This window comes from Mesorhizobium sp. M0563 (assembly GCF_040321065.1).
Classification (GTDB): domain Bacteria; phylum Pseudomonadota; class Alphaproteobacteria; order Rhizobiales; family Rhizobiaceae; genus Mesorhizobium.
This window is the reverse complement of sequence record NZ_JAMYQV010000001.1, coordinates 503,918-521,368: the sequence shown is the minus strand read 5'-3', so window position 1 is coordinate 521,368 and position 17,451 is coordinate 503,918. Positions and strand designations below refer to the sequence as shown.

At 62.7% G+C, this 17,451-nt stretch carries 16 protein-coding genes; 8 read left to right on the top strand and 8 right to left on the bottom strand.

The features are described from left to right. Positions 1-185 precede the first annotated feature (185 nt). Positions 186-563 carry a COG4315 family predicted lipoprotein gene (locus NKI50_RS02530; protein WP_352482202.1) on the top strand — a complete coding sequence of 126 codons (378 nt, stop codon included), beginning with the start codon at positions 186-188 and terminating at the stop codon, positions 561-563. 142 nt (positions 564-705) lie between these two features. On the opposite strand, the gene NKI50_RS02525 is transcribed toward NKI50_RS02530, so the two are convergent. Further along, entirely contained in the window at positions 706-933 is a 228-nt protein-coding gene (locus NKI50_RS02525) for a hypothetical protein (RefSeq protein WP_023720101.1), read from the bottom strand. 76 nt (positions 934-1,009) lie between these two features. On the opposite strand from NKI50_RS02525, the gene topA reads away from it, so the two are divergent. The 7 genes from topA (at position 1,010) to rpmG (ending at position 9,249) form a co-directional block, all read left to right on the top strand. After that, positions 1,010-3,625, top strand: a complete 2,616-nt coding sequence (topA, locus tag NKI50_RS02520; RefSeq protein WP_352642684.1) for a type I DNA topoisomerase — start codon at positions 1,010-1,012, stop codon at positions 3,623-3,625. A gap of 6 nt (positions 3,626-3,631) precedes the next feature. Further along, positions 3,632-5,938, top strand: a complete 2,307-nt coding sequence (gene rnr, locus NKI50_RS02515) for a ribonuclease R (protein WP_023720103.1) — start codon at positions 3,632-3,634, stop codon at positions 5,936-5,938. Further along, entirely contained in the window at positions 5,938-6,390 is a 453-nt protein-coding gene (locus tag NKI50_RS02510; protein ID WP_031194322.1) for a DUF983 domain-containing protein, read from the top strand. The genes rnr and NKI50_RS02510 overlap by 1 nt, the downstream gene beginning before the upstream one ends. A 73-nt stretch (positions 6,391-6,463) precedes the next feature. Then, positions 6,464-7,204, top strand: coding sequence for an NUDIX hydrolase (locus NKI50_RS02505; RefSeq protein WP_023720105.1), 741 nt, complete (start codon positions 6,464-6,466; stop codon positions 7,202-7,204). A 16-nt stretch (positions 7,205-7,220) separates the two neighbouring features. Then, entirely contained in the window at positions 7,221-8,396 is a 1,176-nt protein-coding gene (locus NKI50_RS02500; protein WP_023720106.1) for an MFS transporter, read from the top strand. A gap of 109 nt (positions 8,397-8,505) precedes the next feature. Beyond that, positions 8,506-8,961, top strand: coding sequence for a YqfO family protein (locus tag NKI50_RS02495; RefSeq protein ID WP_352642681.1), 456 nt, complete (start codon positions 8,506-8,508; stop codon positions 8,959-8,961). 120 nt (positions 8,962-9,081) lie between these two features. Beyond that, positions 9,082-9,249, top strand: coding sequence for a 50S ribosomal protein L33 (gene rpmG, locus NKI50_RS02490; protein WP_006201775.1), 168 nt, complete (start codon positions 9,082-9,084; stop codon positions 9,247-9,249). A gap of 68 nt (positions 9,250-9,317) precedes the next feature. Here rpmG and NKI50_RS02485 read toward each other — a convergent pair whose 3' ends face one another. From NKI50_RS02485 to NKI50_RS02455, 7 genes are all read right to left on the bottom strand, one after another. Then, positions 9,318-10,385 (bottom strand): ABC transporter ATP-binding protein, encoded by a 1,068-nt coding sequence (locus NKI50_RS02485; protein WP_023720108.1) that lies wholly within the window; start codon positions 10,383-10,385, stop codon positions 9,318-9,320. Between the two features lie 4 nt (positions 10,386-10,389). Next, complete coding sequence (locus tag NKI50_RS02480; protein ID WP_023720109.1) at positions 10,390-11,238, bottom strand: carbohydrate ABC transporter permease; 849 nt, start codon at positions 11,236-11,238, stop codon at positions 10,390-10,392. Next, positions 11,238-12,161, bottom strand: coding sequence for a carbohydrate ABC transporter permease (locus NKI50_RS02475; RefSeq protein WP_023720110.1), 924 nt, complete (start codon positions 12,159-12,161; stop codon positions 11,238-11,240). Before NKI50_RS02475 ends, NKI50_RS02480 begins: the two co-directional genes overlap by 1 nt. 215 nt (positions 12,162-12,376) lie before the next feature. Continuing rightward, a complete protein-coding gene (locus tag NKI50_RS02470; RefSeq protein WP_023720111.1) occupies positions 12,377-13,654 on the bottom strand; it encodes an ABC transporter substrate-binding protein in 1,278 nt (425 codons plus the stop codon). A gap of 30 nt (positions 13,655-13,684) precedes the next feature. Then, entirely contained in the window at positions 13,685-14,872 is a 1,188-nt protein-coding gene (locus NKI50_RS02465; RefSeq protein WP_023720112.1) for a PLP-dependent transferase, read from the bottom strand. Next, entirely contained in the window at positions 14,869-15,603 is a 735-nt protein-coding gene (locus tag NKI50_RS02460; RefSeq protein ID WP_023720113.1) for a FadR/GntR family transcriptional regulator, read from the bottom strand. The genes NKI50_RS02465 and NKI50_RS02460 overlap by 4 nt, the downstream gene beginning before the upstream one ends. A 463-nt stretch (positions 15,604-16,066) precedes the next feature. Next, positions 16,067-17,440: a PleD family two-component system response regulator gene (locus NKI50_RS02455; protein ID WP_023720114.1), complete on the bottom strand. Its 1,374-nt coding sequence runs from the start codon at positions 17,438-17,440 to the stop codon at positions 16,067-16,069. Positions 17,441-17,451: the final 11 nt, after the last annotated feature.

The following is a 17,451-nucleotide window of genomic DNA, read 5'->3' as shown; positions in this document are numbered from 1 at the left end:
ATGACTGCGCAGCCATATAGCCGCGACAACGGCCATCCGCCAATCACCATCGCGTGGCCCCAGCAAGTCGTCGCCCTCGCCTGGATCTATGGAAAACAGCCCGGGAAGAAAGGGCCGCCAGGCAGCGTTGATCAAACGAAGCGCGTTGTTCCGCGCGCTTTTTCGAATCATCCAAGGAGAAGTCCATGAAAACGATCGCAATCGGCATGGCCGCGCTTTTGCTCGGCACCGTCGTGTCCTACGCCGCCGAGGCGTGGAAGGAAGCAGAAGTCGGCGGCACCAAGATCTACACCGACGCCGGCGGCATGACGCTCTACACCTATGACAAGGACGAGGCCGGCAAGTCGAATTGCTACGACAAATGCGCCGCCAATTGGCCGCCACTGAAAGCTGACGCCAACGCCAAGGCCGAGGGCGAATGGACGATCGTCGACCGCACCGACGGCACCAGGATGTGGGCCTATGAAGGCAAGCCGCTCTACACGTTCATCAAGGACAAGAAGGCCGGCGATGTCACCGGCGAGGGCGTCGGCGGCGTCTGGCATATCGCCAAAGCCGACTGAGCCTTGAGCCTCTGACCCGCTGTAACAGGCGGTAATACGGCTGGTCGCCGGGACGTTGACCCAACCACCCCGGCGGCCAGCTTTTCAGCACAGCAATTCCGTGCGACTGTCTGAGCAAATGCCGGGCTGCATATTGCGCAGTTCACAGCGTCTGTTCAAGCAGGGCTGGCGCGTGCTCGATGTTTCTCTTATATCCGCGGGAGAGTTTGTCCCGTTCTCCAGGATCAATTGCCGGGTTTGTCCAGCGATAGGCTGCCCATTTCCCTTGTCCAGGATTGCGGAAATCGCAAGGCGCGCCGTTGGGTTGCGCATTCGGTGCAGGGCCGCATTTTGACTGCTTGGCCTTGACCGGATGCAAAAGCGCGGCCATGTGAGCGACACATTGAATGAGATTTCGTCGCGCGCAGCGGAATTCTTCTGCCGCATCACAACTGATATGAGACCGTATGGACGTCGTCGTCGTCGAATCGCCGGCCAAGGCGAAGACAATTAACAAGTACCTGGGCAAGAACTACAAGGTTCTGGCCTCGTTCGGCCATGTCCGCGATCTACCGGCCAAGGATGGCTCGGTGCGCCCGGATGAGGACTTTGCCATGTCCTGGGCCGTCGACACCGCGTCTGGAAAGCGTCTCGCCGATATCGCCAAGGCAGTCAAGGACGCCGACGGGCTGATCCTCGCCACCGATCCGGACCGTGAGGGCGAAGCGATCTCCTGGCATGTCCTGGAAGTGCTGAAACAGAAGCGCGCGTTGAAGGACAAGCCGGTCAGCCGCGTCGTCTTCAATGCCATCACCAAGGCGTCGGTGCTGGAGGCGATGGCCAATCCGCGCCAGATCGATGCGCCGCTGGTCGATGCCTATCTCGCCCGCCGCGCGCTCGACTATCTGGTCGGCTTCACGCTGTCGCCGGTGCTGTGGCGCAAGCTGCCCGGCGCCCGCTCGGCCGGCCGCGTCCAGTCGGTGGCACTGCGTCTGGTCTGCGACCGCGAATCCGAGATCGAGCGCTTCATTCGCGAGGAATACTGGCAGGTCGCCGCCATCCTCGGCACGCCGCGCAAGGAAAATTTCGAGGCGCGGCTGACCGCCTTCGAGCGCAAGAAGCTGCAAAAGCTCGACATTTCCAACAAGGCGCAGGCCGACGACATCAAAGCGATGCTCGAAGGCGCCAGCTTCAAGGCAGTGTCGGTCGAAGCCAAGCCGACCAGGCGCAATCCCGGCCCGCCCTTCACCACCTCGACGCTGCAGCAGGCAGCCTCATCGGGTCTCGGCTTTTCGGCCAACCGCACCATGCAGGTGGCGCAGCGGCTTTATGAGGGCATGGAGATCGGCGGCGAGACCACCGGCCTGATCACCTATATGCGAACCGACGGCGTGCAGATGGCGCCGGAGGCGATCTCTGCCGCACGCGATGCGATTGCCAAGGAATTCGGCCCTAAATACCTGCCTGAAAAGCCGCGCGTCTATTCCGCCAAGGCCAAGAATGCCCAGGAGGCGCACGAAGCGATCCGTCCGACCGATTTCATGCGCACGCCGGCTTCCGTCAGGCAGTATCTCGACGCCGACCAGGCGCGGCTTTACGAGATGATCTGGAAACGCGCCATCGCCAGCCAGATGCAGCCGGCCGAGATCGAGCGCACCACGGTCGAGATTGAGGCGATCAACGGTTCGCGTACCGCCGAGCTTCGTGCTGTCGGCTCGGTCATTCGCTTCGACGGCTTCCTAGCCGCTTACATCGAGCAGAAGGAAGAAGATTCGGAAGACGAGGAAAGCCGCCGCCTGCCCGAGATCCGTGCCGGCGAGCAGCTCACCCGCGAGGCGATCAACGCCACCCAGCACACCACTGAGCCTCCGCCGCGCTATTCCGAGGCGTCGCTGATCAAGAAGCTGGAAGAACTGGGCATTGGCCGGCCGTCGACCTATACGGCGATCCTGAAGACGCTCGAGGATCGCGATTACGTCACCATCGACAAGCGCAAGCTGGTGCCGCAGGCCAAGGGCCGGCTATTGTCGGCTTTCCTCGAAAGCTTCTTCGAGCGTTATGTCGAGTACGACTTCACCGCTTCGCTCGAGGAGAAACTCGACGAAATCTCCGACGGCAAGCTAGCCTGGAAGGATGTGCTGCGCGATTTCTGGAAGGATTTTTCCGGCGCCGTCGCCGACATCAAGGAGTTGCGCGTCACCGACGTCCTCGATGCGTTGAACGAGGAACTGGCGCCGCTGGTGTTTCCCACGCGCGAGGATGGCTCCAACCCCCGCATATGTCCGAAATGCGGCACCGGCAACCTGTCGCTCAAGCTCGGCAAATTCGGCGCCTTCGTCGGCTGCTCGAACTATCCCGAATGCTCCTTCACCCGCCAGCTCGGCGACGCAGCCAATCCCAATGGCGAGAACGGCAGCGGCGAAGACGGCACCAAGGTGCTCGGCAAGGATCCCTATACCGCCGAGGAGATCACGCTGCGCAATGGCCGGTTCGGCCCCTATATCCAGCGCGGCGACGGCAAGGATGCCAAGCGCTCCAGCCTGCCCAAGGGCTGGACTGTCGATTCGATCGATCACGAAAAGGCGCTCGCCCTGCTGTCGCTGCCGCGCGACGTCGGCAAGCATCCGGAATCCGGCAAGATGATTTCGGCCGGGCTGGGGCGCTACGGGCCGTTCGTGCTGCATGACGGCACCTACGCCAATCTCGACAGCATCGAGGACGTGTTCTCGATCGGCCTCAATCGCGCCGTCTCGGTGATCGCCGAGAAGCAATTGAAAGGCAAGGGCGGCCGCAATGGGGGCACGCCCGCTGCTCTGAAGGAGCTTGGCGAGCATCCTGCCGGCGGCGGCAAGATCGTCGTGCGTGACGGCAAATACGGGCCTTATGTGAATTTCGGCAAGGTCAACGCGACGCTGCCGAAGGGCAAGGATCCGCAATCGGTGACGGTCGAGGATGCGGTGGCGCTGATTGCGGAAAAGGAAGCCAAGGGCGGCAATGGCGGCAGAAAGCCGTTCCGCAAAGCGGCCGCGCCTGTGAAGAAAGCGGCAGCGGCCAAAAAACCGGCGGCCAGGAAAAAGGGATAGGACGGGTTGGCGCGCAAAGTCTCCGGAAGAAGCCACGGCGATCTGCGCACCGCCGATACCCGTGCCAAGGTCAGGGACAATTACCGGCCTTCGCGTGACGAGATACTGCGTTACATCGCAGAAAATCCGGACCGCGCCGGAAAACGCGACATCGCCAAGGCGTTCGCGCTGCGCGGCGAAGACCGTATCTGGCTGAAGGACATGTTGCGCGATTTGCAGGACGAAGGCCTGCTGACCAAGGAGCGCAAGCGGCTTGCCCGCGTCGGGGCCCTGCCCCACGTCGCGGTGCTCGACATCTTTAGCCGCGACGCCGACGGCGTGCTGCTGGCGCACCCGACCGAAGCGATCGGCAATGGCGAACCTCCGGTCATAGCGATCCGCGTGTCGCGCGGCGGCAATGGCCCGACGCCTGGCATCGGCGACCGGGTTTTGGCCAAGACCTTTCCAACCGACGATCCGGCAGGCCCGGCCTATACGGGCCGGGTGATGAAGATCTTCGAGAAGCGCACCGATGCGGTTCTCGGCGTTTTCCGTGTGCTGAAGGACGGCACGTTCCGCATCGAGCCGGTGGAAAGGCGCCAGCCGGAGCTGGTCGTCGACAAGGAATTCCAGAACGGCGCCAAGAATGGCGACCTGGTCGAGGTCGAGCCGGCGCGGGCCTCCCGTTACGGGCTGCCGAGAGCCAAGGTGCTGGCGGTATTGGGCTCCTTGACCAGCGAAAAGGCGGTCTCGATGATCGCCATCCACGCGCACGACATTCCGCATATTTTGCCCGCCGACGTCATCGCCGAGGCAGAGGCGGTCAAGCCGGCGACGCTTGCCGGCCGCGAGGATTGGCGCGAGCTGCCGCTGCTCACCATCGATCCGGCCGACGCCAAGGATCATGACGACGCGGTGTTCGCCATGCCCGACACCGACGAGACGAACGCCGGCGGCGTGATCGTCACCGTCGCCATTGCCGATGTCGCCGCCTATGTGCGCTATGGCACGGCGCTCGACCGCGAAGCGCTGAAGCGCGGCAATTCGGTCTATTTCCCCGATCGTGTCGTGCCGATGCTGCCGGAGCGCATCTCGAACGACCTCTGTTCGCTGCGCGAGGCCCAGGATCGTCCGGCGATAGCGGTGCGCATGACTTTCTCGGCTGATGGCCACAAACTCAGGCACTCCTTCCATCGCATCATGATGAAGTCGGCGGCGAAACTCGCGTATCAGCAGGCGCAAGCGGCGATCGACGGCGCACCGGACGACACGACTGGCCCGATCCTCGATGCGGTGCTGAGGCCGCTATGGGACGCTTACGCGATCCTGAAGCGCGGCCGCGACACGCGCCAGCCGCTCGAGCTCGATCTGCCGGAGCGCAAGATCCTGCTCAAGCAGGACGGCACCGTCGACAAGGTCGTCGTGCCGGAGCGGCTCGACGCGCACAAGCTGATCGAAGAGTTCATGATCCAGGCCAATGTCGCCGCCGCCGAGACGCTGGAGGCGAAGCGGCAGGCGCTGGTCTACCGCATCCACGATGCGCCCTCGCTCGCCAAGCAGGAATCGCTGCGCGAATTCCTGCAGACGCTCGGCCTGTCGCTGGCGCGCGGTGCGCAGATGCGGCCGAACCAGTTCAACGGCATCCTCGCTCGCGTGCGCGGCGCCGACAATGAGGGACTGGTCAACGAAGTGGTGCTGCGCTCGCAGAGCCAGGCCGAATATTCGCCTGCCAATATCGGCCATTTCGGCCTCAACCTGAAGCGCTACGCGCATTTCACCTCGCCGATCCGCCGGTATGCCGACCTGATCGTGCATCGTGGGCTGATTGCCGCACTCGGCCTTGGTCCGGGCGGCCTGACGCAGGACGAGGCGGAACGGCTGGAAGAGGTCTCAGCACTGATCTCGGCGACCGAGCGCCGCGCGATGGCCGCCGAGAGAGACACGGTCGACCGGCTGATCGCCGCCTATCTCGCCGAGCGCATCGACGACCGTTTCGACGCCCGCATCTCGGGCGTCACCAAATCGGGACTGTTTGTCCAATTGCCGCAGTACGGCGCGGATGGCTTCATTCCGGTTTCAACGCTGGGCGGCGACTACTATATATACGACGAAACTGCCCGATCGCTTTTCGGAGAACGCACCGGCAAGGGCTATCAGCTTGCCGACCGCGTCGAGGTTCGCCTGATCGAGGTGGCGCCGATGGCCGGCGCGATGCGTTTCGAGATGCTGACCGAACCAAAGCCGCTGCCCGGCTCCAAACGGTCGTTCCACAAGGCCAAAGGCCGCGCCCGGGCGTCGCAATCGCGTACCGGCTCGCGCGGCAGGAGACGGTGATGCCAAAAGAACTGCAGGTGGAAGAACTGGTTTTCGGCGGCGAGCATCACTCCGGCCGGACCGCCCGGCCGCTATGGACGGCAATGAAGCGCGGCATGCTTGGCCGCTGCCCGCATTGCGGCGAGGGAAAGCTGTTTCGCGCCTTCGTCAAGACCGTCGACAAATGCGATCATTGCGACGACGAGCTCCATCACCATCGCGCCGACGATCTGCCGGCCTATCTTGTGGTGGTCATCGTCGGCCACATCGTGCTCGGCGCTTTCATGGGTGTCGAGGCGACCTCGACCCTCTCCACCTGGCAGCACATCGCAATCTGGGTGCCATTGACCATCATTCTAGCCGTCGTCCTGCTGCAGCCGGTCAAGGGTGCTGTCATCGGCCTGCAATGGGCATTTTATATGCACGGCTTTGGTGGCGAAGAAGACCTGATCGAGTCGCATCCCGAGGCTTGAAGCCATCACTGGCGCAATCGGCTATGGATGAAGCCCACTTTCGCATGAGAGAAGATTCCGCTAGGTCGAGCGCATGGACGGCATGACCAAGGCGGAAGTCGACAAGGTTGAGCGAAGCGCAATCGCGCTCGACAGCCAGCCAATACGCCCCCGTGACGCCGCGACGCTGATCCTGCTCGACCGCAAGGACGGTGAGTTGCTGGTGCTGATGGGCCGTCGCCATGCCCGCCACGCCTTCATGCCTGGAAAATTCGTGTTTCCCGGTGGCCGCACCGATCCGGCCGACAGCCGTATCCCCGTAGCCACTGCATTGCACCCTGACGAAGAAGCGAGATTGACCGCGGGCATCGGCCGCACCAGCGCTGCCCGCGCCCGTGCCATTGCTTTGTCGGCGATCCGCGAAACCTATGAGGAGGCCGGGCTGCTGATTGGCCAAAAAGGCGCCTTCGCGACCGCCAAGCGCGACTGGCAGGGCTTTGTCGAACACAGTGTTATTCCATCACTGCAAGCGCTGCGCTTCGTCGCACGCGCCATCACGCCGCCCAACCGGGTGCGCCGCTTCGATACGCGCTTTCTCGCCGCATGGCGCGACGACGTCGCCGTGGAACTGCCGGGTGGCGGTCCGACCAACGAGTTGGAAGACGTCGTTTGGCTGCCGCTGGCCAAGGCCAGTCAAGCCGACGTTCCAGACATCACGCGCACGGTCCTGGAGGAGCTGGAAACGCGGCTCGCCCAGGATCCGCTGCTGAGGCCCGGCGGTCCCGTGCCGTTCTATCGGCTTGTCCGCAATCGCTTCGTCCGCGAAATTCTCTAGAGCAGCCAGGCATTCCATGACAGTCGATACCCAGCCGCAGAGCGAGGAACGCGTACACTGGCTGCCGATGGTCGCGGCGATCTCTTCGATCAGCGTCGTCGGCATCGCCATCGGCCTCGGCATGCCGCTGCTCAGCGTCATCCTGGAAACGCGTGGTCATTCGGCGTCGATGATCGGTCTCAATACCGCGGTCGCCGGCCTCGCCTCGATCGCCGGCGCGCCGCTCGCCACCCCGCTTGCCATGCGGTTCGGGGTCGCCTGGACGATGCTTGCCATGATCGTCGCCGGGGCGCTGGCCTTTGTCGGTTTCCATTTCGCGCCAGCTTTCTGGATGTGGTTTCCGCTGCGCGTCCTGCTGCACGTCGCGCTGACGGTGCTGTTCATCCTCTCAGAATTCTGGATCAGCACCTCGGCGCCGCCACACCGGCGCGGACTGGTCCTCGGCATCTATGCCACCGTGCTGTCTCTCGGCTTTGCCGCCGGGCCATGGCTGTTCGCTCATCTCGGCAGCAGCGGCTTCCTGCCCTTCGGCGTCACCATCGCTTTGGTGACGCTCGCTGCCATACCGGTTCTGGCAGCACGCAACGAGAGCCCGACGATCGTCGCCGACGGCGAAACCAGCAATTTCCTGCGTTATATCTGGCTGGTGCCGACGGCGACCGCGGCCGTGCTGGTGTTCGGTGCGGTCGAGACCGGCGGCTTTGCGCTGTTCCCGGTCTACGGCAACCGCATCGGCTACTCCGAGGCCGACGCAGCTCTTTTGCTCACTATGATCGGGCTCGGCAACGTGCTGTTGCAGATCCCGATCGGCATGATCAGCGACCGCGTCAGCGACCGCCGCTATCTGCTGATGGCCTGTGCCACGGTCGGGCTTGTCGGCACCGTCTTTATGCCGTTCTTCGCGCAGAATTGGCACTTGATGGCAGCGCTTCTGTTCGTCTGGGGCGGCGTGGTCGCCGCCATGTACACGATCGGTCTGGCGCATCTCGGTTCCCAGCTTTCCGGCCACGAACTGGCCTCCGCCAACGCCGCCTTCGTGCTTTGCTACGGTGTCGGCATGGTGCTTGGCCCGCAGGCAATCGGCATCGGCATGGATGCTTTCGGGCCGTCGGGCTTCGGTTGGGCGCTCGGCCTGTTCTTCGCCTGCTATATCGTGCTGGTTGGCACCAGGCTGCTCCGCAAAATCCTCTGAGTGGGCCCGCTGCCGACATTGCTCCCACTGCTGACTAACTACTGACACCACCATGTCAGGAGCGCTCGCGTATATGCTCCCTCAAAGTGCATAAGCAGGGAGACCTCGGATGATCGACAGTGGCTTTGAGACGAAATCGCTGCGGATGGAATTGCTGCTGCTGGTGACCTTTCAGGCACCGGCCGCCGATGTCGACCGCATCATGGAGGCGGTGGTCGCGATCGCGCCGCTCAGAATGGGCAAATATGACAGCAATGCCTTTCAGGCAGCGGACGGCATCGAACGCTACCGGCCGCTTGAAGGTGCCGCCGCCGGCGCCGAGACGGAATTGCGCAGGCGGCCGGGCACTGTCGAGGTGTCGTTCGAACTGCCCGACGACCAGAAGCTCGCCGCTCGCGTCGTCGAAGCGATTTACCAGGTTCACAGTTATCAGGAGCCGGTGATCCGCATTCAGCCGCTGCTTGCCAGCCGCTCCAAGGGTCTCGACGACCGCGCCAACCCGAACCGCTGGTGGAACACGACTGGAGACTGGAAGAAGGCGCTGCCAGTCACGGAAGACGCTTGAACCTGGACAAGGGTTGACTTTCCGGGCGCGTTCTTTATGTGTCGCGGCAAGTTTCCCGCGTCCGGGTGTTTCCCCGTGCTCCAGCGGCCAAAACTCCACGAACATTAACGGACGAACATCATGGCCAAAGCCGCAAACATCAAGATCAAGCTTCTGTCGACCGCCGACACCGGTTTCTTCTACGTGACCAGCAAGAACAGCCGCACCAAGACGGACAAGCTGTCGTTCCGCAAATACGACCCGGTCGCCAAGAAGCACGTCGAGTTCAAGGAAACCAAGATCAAGTAATCCGGTTTTCTCTCGCAGTACCGAAACGCCGCCTTCCGGGCGGCGTTTTTCGTTTCGGGGATGCAGGACTAGCCGATGCGATCACCGCTTGCCGGATCGAACAGATGCAGCGACGCCGGGTCGGCCGACAGGCGCACGGCCTCACCCGGTTTCACACTGGCCCGACCCATGGCGAAGACGCACACCTGCTGGCCGGCAAGCTTGGTGTAGAATTGAGTCGACAGGCCGAGCGGCTCCACTACGCCCACCTCGCCTTTCAGCGCGCCATTGTCGGCAAGCCGGATATGCTCCGGCCGTAAGCCGACGGTGATCGCATCGCCATCCCTGAGCGGCAACCCGTCCGGCAGCCGCAGCTTCTGGCCGTCGGCCAGTCCGGCATCCGACTTGGCGGTCTTTTCAACCACGGCAGGCAGGAAATTCATGCCGGGCGAGCCGATGAACCCGGCGACGAACATGTTGACCGGCCGGTCATACAGATCGAGCGGCGCACCGACTTGCTGGACGAGGCCGTCATGCATGACGACGATACGGTCGGCCATTGTCATTGCTTCGATCTGGTCATGGGTGACATAGACCGAAGTGGTCTTCAATTGCTGGTGCAGCGCCTTGATCTCGGCACGCATATGGACGCGCAGCTTGGCATCGAGGTTCGAAAGCGGCTCGTCGAAGAGAAAGACTTTCGGGTCGCGGACGATGGCCCGGCCCATGGCGACGCGCTGACGCTGGCCGCCGGACAATTGCCGCGGCAAGCGTTGCAGAAGCGCATCGAGCCCGAGCCGCTTGGCGGCACCGTCCACCCTTGCATCGATCGCCGGCTTGCCGGCCTTCCTCAGCATCAGGCTGAAACCCATGTTCTTCGACACGTCCATATGCGGATAGAGCGCGTAGGACTGGAATACCATGGCAATGTCGCGGTCCTTTGGCGCGATGTCGTTGACCAGGCGCTCGCCAATATGGATTTCGCCGTCGGAGACCTCCTCCAGCCCGGCGATCATGCGCAGCAGGGTCGATTTCCCGCAGCCGGATGGCCCAACCAGGACGACGAACTCGCCGTCGGCGATTTCGAGATCGACCGCGTGCAGGACGCGCACGGCTCCATAGTCTTTGCGGACTTTGTCGAGAGTGACGGAGGCCATCGATCTATCCCTTGACGGCACCAGCGGTAAGGCCGGTGACGAGGTAGCGTTGCAGGAAGGCAAAGAACATGCAGACCGGGATCAGCGCCAGGATGGAAGCGGCCATCATCTGTCCCCAGTCGACCGCGAATTTGCCGATATAGGTGAGCAGGCCGACCGCGAAGGTCTTCTGGTCGTCGCTGGAAATCAGCATCAGCGCAAACAGCAACTCACTCCAGGCGGCGGTAAAGACGAAGCCGAGCGTCGCGCCCATGCCGGGCAGCGTCAGCGGCACGATCACCTTGCGCATCGCCTGCAGGCGCGTGCAGCCGTCGATCATCGCCGCCTCTTCCAGGTCTCGCGGAATGCCATCGAAGAACGACTGCATCAGGAAGGTTGCAAAGGCCGTATTGAAGGCGGTGTAGATGATGACGAGGCCGGTCAAGCTGTTGATGAGGCCGATCTGCCCCATGATGCGGTAGATCGGCGGAATGACCATCACCAGCGGAAAAGTCTGGGTGAGCAGAAGCAGAATGGCCAGGGTCGCCTTGCCGCGGAAGGAAAATCGCGACATGGCGTAGCCGGCCAGCGTGGCAATGACCGTTACGAAGGCCGCCGTCGACACCGAAACGATAACGCTGTTCAGGAAGTAGCGCGGGAAATCGGTGGCTTCGAGCACGGTGACGAAGTTCTGCAGCGTCGTTTGCGACGGCCAGAAAGTGATGCCTTCGGAGTAGAGCAGCCGCTCCGGCGTGACCGAGATCTTCAACGTCCAGAAGATCGGGAACAGCGCGAAGGCCATATAGGCGCCGATGGCGCCGTAGAGGCCGATGCCGCCGAGAACGCGCGAGGAGACGGAGCGTCCTGCAATCATCAGACGTGCCTCACCAGCGAGCGGCGTATGCCGATCAGTGCAATCGCATAGACGATGAGCAGCACAAGCAGCAGCACCGCCACTGCGGAGGCATAGCCCTTGTCCAGCGACTTGAACGCGCTGACGTAGATATAGACCGGCACTGTGGCGGTCGAACCGGCAGGCCCGCCTTCGGTCATGACGAAGATCAGGTCGGCGAAGGTGGCGATCCATATCGTGCGCAGCATGACGGTGATGACGATGGTCGGCGCCAGGAACGGCAGCGTCACCTTGGTGAAGCGCTGCCACGGCGAGGCGCCGTCGATCGCCGCCGCCTCATGCAATTCCGAGGGTATCGACTTCAACGCCGCCAAAAGTGTGATGGCAAAAAAGGGAATGCCGAACCAGACATTGGCGACGATCGGCCCCCACATGGCTGTCGAGGGATCGGAGAGCACGTTGGTCGGCTCGGCTTTCAGCCCCAATGCATAGAGCCAGTGGGGCAGCGGCCCGATGATCGGATTGAACAGCCAGGCCCAGGTCAGGCCTGACAGGAAGGACGGCACCGCCCAGGGCAGGAACACCACCGCCTGCACGATCTTTCTGCCCCGGAACGGCATGTCGAGCAGCAGCGCCAGGCCAAGGCCGAGGAAGAACTGGAAGAACAGGCTGGCTGCCGTCCACCACAGCGTGTTGACGAGCGCCTGCGCGAGCACGGGATCCGACAGCATCGCCTGATACTGCCCAAGCCCGACATATTCGGATTTGAATGCCGAGAACTTGCGGAACGAGTAGCCGATACCGATGACCAGCGGCACCAGGAGCACGACGACCAGCAGCACGATAGCCGGGCTGAGATAGAGCCAGGGCTCGATCGCGGCATGGGATAGCCGCTTCTTTCGCGGTCTGCCGGCGGATCGTATTTCGGACACGGCATAGGTCATTGGTGCTGGATTGTCTCCTGAAGCAGCGTCGAGGACAGCGCCCTTCTCCCAGTTTACGGGAAAAGATGCCGGTCCACCCTCCGCAGCTGCAGCGCAGCTGCTGCGGAGGACGGGCAGGCAGATGAGAGCCAGCACGAGCCACGACGGGTTGGCGCCGCCCCTCATCCGTCACTTTGTGACACCTTCTCCCCGTGAACGGGGAGAAGGAAGAAAAGCTATTTCTTGTTCTTGGCCAGCCAGTCCTGCTGTTCCTTGGTCAGGAACTTGGCCCATTCGTCGGCCACGTCCTTGGCCGCCTTCTGGCCAAGCAGCACTTCCTGAAAATTCTTGATCGCCACCTGGTCGACGAAATTGCCGAGGTTTTCCAGATGCGTCGGCGGCGTCACCATCTCGTATTTGTCGCCGTTGTTCAGTTCTTCGAACCAGCCCTTGAACTGCTCGGTCCTGAAGTGAGCGTCCTGGTCGGCGCCGTTGTGGATCGGAATGACGCCGACTTCCTTTGCCCATTCCAGATTGTCCTTGGGCGACAACAGCGTCGCCATCAGCTTCCAGGCATCGTCCTTGTGCTGGGAATTGGCGAACATCGCCCAGCCGGCATAACCGAGCGTCGGATAGGATTTGCCGCTCGGCCCGACCGGCATCGGCGCCACGGCGAAGTCGTCGGCGCTCATCTTGTCGGCGATGCCGAGCAGCGCGTCGGGATCCTGGTTCAGCATGGCGCAGGTGCCACTATAGAAGCCGGTGACGGTCTCGTTAAAACCCCAGCTCACCGCATCTTTCGGCGCCAGGCCATTCTTGTACATGTCGGCGAGCATCTGCAGGCCCTTGACCGAGCCTTCCTCGTTGATGGTCGAGGTGCCGTCCTCGTTGAAATAGCCGCCCTTACCAGCGGCAATGTTCATGAACATGTGCATGCCGTTGAAGGCGCCCGGGCCACCGCGCAGGCAGTAGCCGTATTTGCCCGGTATCGCCGAGATCTTCTTGGAGTCCTCGACGAATTCGTCGAGCGTCGACGGCGGACCGTCCAGGCCGGCCTCCTTGAACAGCTTCTTGTTCCAGAACAGCGCGTTCAGGTAATAGCCGTAAGGGATCATGTACTGCTTGTTGTCGACCGTCGAGCCGAACTGCTTGGCGCGCTCGCCCAGCGTTTTGGCATCGTCCCATTTGGCCATGTATGGCCCGAGGTCCTCGAGCTGGCCGTTGGTCGCGTAGAGGCCCATCCAGCGTTCCGGCATCTCGACGATGTCGGGCGTGTCGCCGGCCTGCACCATGGTGAGGAACTTCTCGAACGCCTGGCCCCAAGGCAGCGACACGAGCTCGACCTTGACGCCCGGATTGGCCGTCTCGAACTCGGCGATTTGCTTCTTGAGGAATTCGGTACGCGGCGGGCTGGTAATGACCTCGACCATCTTGATGGTGGAATCGGCCAGCACGCTGCCGGCGGAAATCGCGAGACCCGCGACGGCACCAAGAAGGATGCTCAGTTTTTTCATGTTCAGCACTCCCATTTTGAACGGCTCCTTTTATCTTTTTGCTCTGTCGAAGGCCTGGGCGACATCCGCCCACAGGTCTTCGACACTTTCCAATCCGACACTGAAGCGGATGGTTCGCGGGCTGACGCCGAAGCGCGCCATCGAATTCAGGCCCGGCGTCTGCTCGAGCGAGGCCTTTGCCGGAACGACCAGGCTCTCATGGCCGCCCCAGCTGACGCCGATGCGAAAGAGTTTCAGCGCATCGACGAAAGCCGGGATGTCGACGTCTTCCGTCACTTCGAATGAGAACAGCCCGGCATAGCCGGCAAGCGTCGCCTTGCCTGGATGGTTGGAATAGGCCGGGTGGTTGACCCGCTCGACATGGCCATGCGCCTTCAACCGCTCGGCGATGGTCAGCCCGCTCTTCATGTGGTGCGGCAACCGCAGCGGCAATGTGCGCAGCCCGCGCAGCAACAGCCAGGCCTCGAAAGGCGAAAGCTTGCCGCCGAGATAGGAATAGGTCTGCTCGTTGATGTGTCGGATATGGGCAGCCGAACCGGCCACCACGCCGGCGACTGTGTCGCTGTGGCCACCGAGATATTTCGAGGCAGAATGCAGCACCAGGTCGACACCGTGTGAAATCGGCTTCTGGAACACCGGCGTCGCCCAGGAATTGTCGATCGAGGTGACGATGCCCTGCTCTTTGGCCAGCCGTGCCAGATGCGTTATGTCCTGGAGCTCGAACATCATCGACGTCGGGCTTTCCAGGTAGAGCAGCTTGGCGCCGGGAAGTGCTGCGGCGACCGCGTCCGGATCGGAACCGTCGACATAGTCGACCTTGATGTTGAGCCGAGGCAACAGCCGTTCGAACAGCCGGTAGGCATCGCCGTAGCAATTGCGCACGACAACCATGCGCTCGCCGGCACCGACGAAAGCAAGCACCGTGGCGCTGATCGCCGCCATGCCGCTGGAAAAGCCGCGCGCGGCTTCCGCGCCTTCGAGAGCCGCGACACGCGCCTCGAACTCCATGACCGTCGGGTTGTCGCCACGCGAATAGATCGGCTGGCGTCGCCTGCCGGCGAATGTGTCGGCCATCTCGGCATAATTGGCGAAGGTGAAGAGCGAAGTCTGGTAGATCGGCGGCACCACCGCACCGCCGGGAAAAGGCTCGTCATGGGCGAGAAGCGTCGCAGCCTCGGCGAGATAGTCGTTTTCGAAACCGGCGGGATGGTCGTTCATTTCTGGCCTGAGAGTTTGAGTTTGGCCGCACCGCGTTTCAGATCGTCCTCGACGGTGGCGATCAGCTTCAGCGCCTCGGCCCGGGCTCCCTCCGGATCGTGCGCGGCGATGCGTTCGTAGATGGTGCGGTGGTAAGGAAAGCTGGCGTGGCCGAAGTCGCGCACGCCGAGCGGATGCTCCCAGAAACGGTGGAACAGCTCGTGCATGGCGGCGATGATCTGCTCGAACAGCGGATTGCCGGAAGCGCGGTAGATCGACTGGTGGAATTCCCAGTCCTCCTCCGCCGACATGCCGGCGCGCGTGTGGAAGGCCTGCTCCATAATGTCGAGCTTGCGCCCGATCTCGACGAGATTTGCCTGGCCGGCGCGAACGGCGCAAAGGGCGGCTGCTTCCGCCTCCAGCGCGCGGCGGATTTCCAGCGTCTGCATCAGGCTGGTGAAATCATTGCCGCCGGCCAGCGTCAGCGGCATGTGCAGCATGTCCAGCGACACCACTCCCTTGAGATACGTGCCGCTGCCTTGCCGCCGCTCGACCAGGCCGAGCCCTTCCCAGCGCGTCAGCGCCTCGCGCACGGTGTTGCGGCTCACCTTGAGGCGCTCGGCAAGGATGCGTTCGGTCGGCAGTCTCTGGCCGGGCCCGAGGGCTTCCCGCATCACAAAGCCGGCCAGGGCCTTGAGCACCGCGTCGTCGCGAGCAGTTGCCTGTATGGGCGAAAGGCCGAATTCGGTCATGCCAACGGGTCACCAAAAATGGCTCAATGGTCCAACCAATTTCTGCATAGAAGACAGGCTCTGTCAATCGGCTGCAGGCACATGCGTACCGCCCCCAGCGTGCTGATCAAAAGGCGGCCTACCTGTCACGGCAAAAAGCCAGCATTTTCTGGATGCTGACACAGAGTCCTGATGTGTTTTGAAATTGGGGGCCGGCCGGCGTTTGGCAGCGGTACGAGGAGGCCACTATGTGCCAGCGCCGGCCGGCCGACCCCACGGACCCAGGAGATGCGGCGGACCTGAGCATCATGGGGTATTCTTCGGGTCGAACCGGCGATCTAGCCTCGTGCCGGTTACGTCTAAGGGCTGCACATTTGCGCACCAACTTATGAAAATCAACAGTTTCTTAACCAAGCCTCGCAAATCGCTTGGATTAAGGTAAATTCGTAACCTTGTCGCGTTGACTGGCTAATTGGTGTCCGGGCTATGCCGCCTTGGCGACGACGCGATTGCGGCCGCCGCTCTTGGCCTCGTAGAGCGCGAGGTCGGCGCGTTTCATCAGCGCAGCGACCGTATCCACCCCTTTCAGCACCGACGACACGCCGACGCTGACGGTGACTTCGATCGCTTTGCCCTCGCTGCCAACGGCAAACGGCAGTTGGGCGATTTCGGCGCGAATGCGCTCGGCTACCTTTTCGGCTACCGCGCCGTCCGTGTCCGGCATCACCACCACGAACTCCTCGCCACCGAAGCGGCAGGCCAGGTCGATGCCGCGCACATTCTTGCGCAGCCGCCGCGCGAATTCGCGCAGCACGTCGTCGCCGCCGTCATGGCCATGCGTATCGTTGATGGTCTTGAAGCGGTCCAGATCGGTGATCATCACCGACAGCGGCCGGCGCCGTGCCACGGCGCGGTCGAACAGCGTCTGCAGATGGCTGTCGAGATAGCGGCGGTTGTGCAGGCCGGTCAGGGCATCGGTCACCGCCATCTCGATGGTCTGGGTGACGCTGGCGCGAAGCTGGTCGTTGTAGCGCTTGCGGCGCACCTGCGTGCGCAGCCGCGCGGTCAGCTCCTGCTGGTCGATCGGCCGCATCAGATAGTCGTTGATGCCGAGTTCGAGGCCGCGGATGATGCGCCCCTCCTCGCCCTCGTCCGCCAGAAGGATGATTGGCAGGAAACGGGTGCGATCGAGCGAGCGCAATTGCGAGCAGAGCCTCAGCGGGTCGAAATCGGCGAAGGCCGTCGAAATCATCACGCATTCGTAGGGCAACTCGGCAGCCTGAAAGAAACCGGCATGCGGATCGGTGGCGACGTCGAGATCGGCACTGCCGCGCAGCATCTTCTGGATGCGCTCGAAGGAGGATTTGCGCTCGTCGACCAGCAGCACCTTTGGCACCGCATCGTCGGCCGCGAAGTTGCGGCTCAAAAGCTCCTCGATGCCGATATTGCGCGTCGTCGAGGCACGCAGCCGCAGCTCGTCGGTCAGCGACTTCAGCCTGACCAGGCTCTTGACGCGCGTCATCAGCTGCAGATCGTTGACCGGCTTGGTCAAAAAATCGTCGGCGCCGGCCTCGAGGCCTCGCACCCGGTCCGAAACCTGATCGAGCGCGGTGATCATCACGACCGGGATGTGCGATGTCGCCGGGTCACCCTTCAGCCGCCGGCAAACCTCGAACCCGTCCATATCGGGCATCATCACGTCGAGCAGCACGACGTCGACCTTGCCGTTCTCGCAGATCTCGATCGCATCCGGCCCGTTGGTGGCGGTCAGAACCTCGAAATATTCGGCGAGCAGCCGAACCTCCAGCAGCCTGACATTTGCTGGGATGTCGTCGACGACGAGGATCCGCGCGGTCATTTCACAAAGCT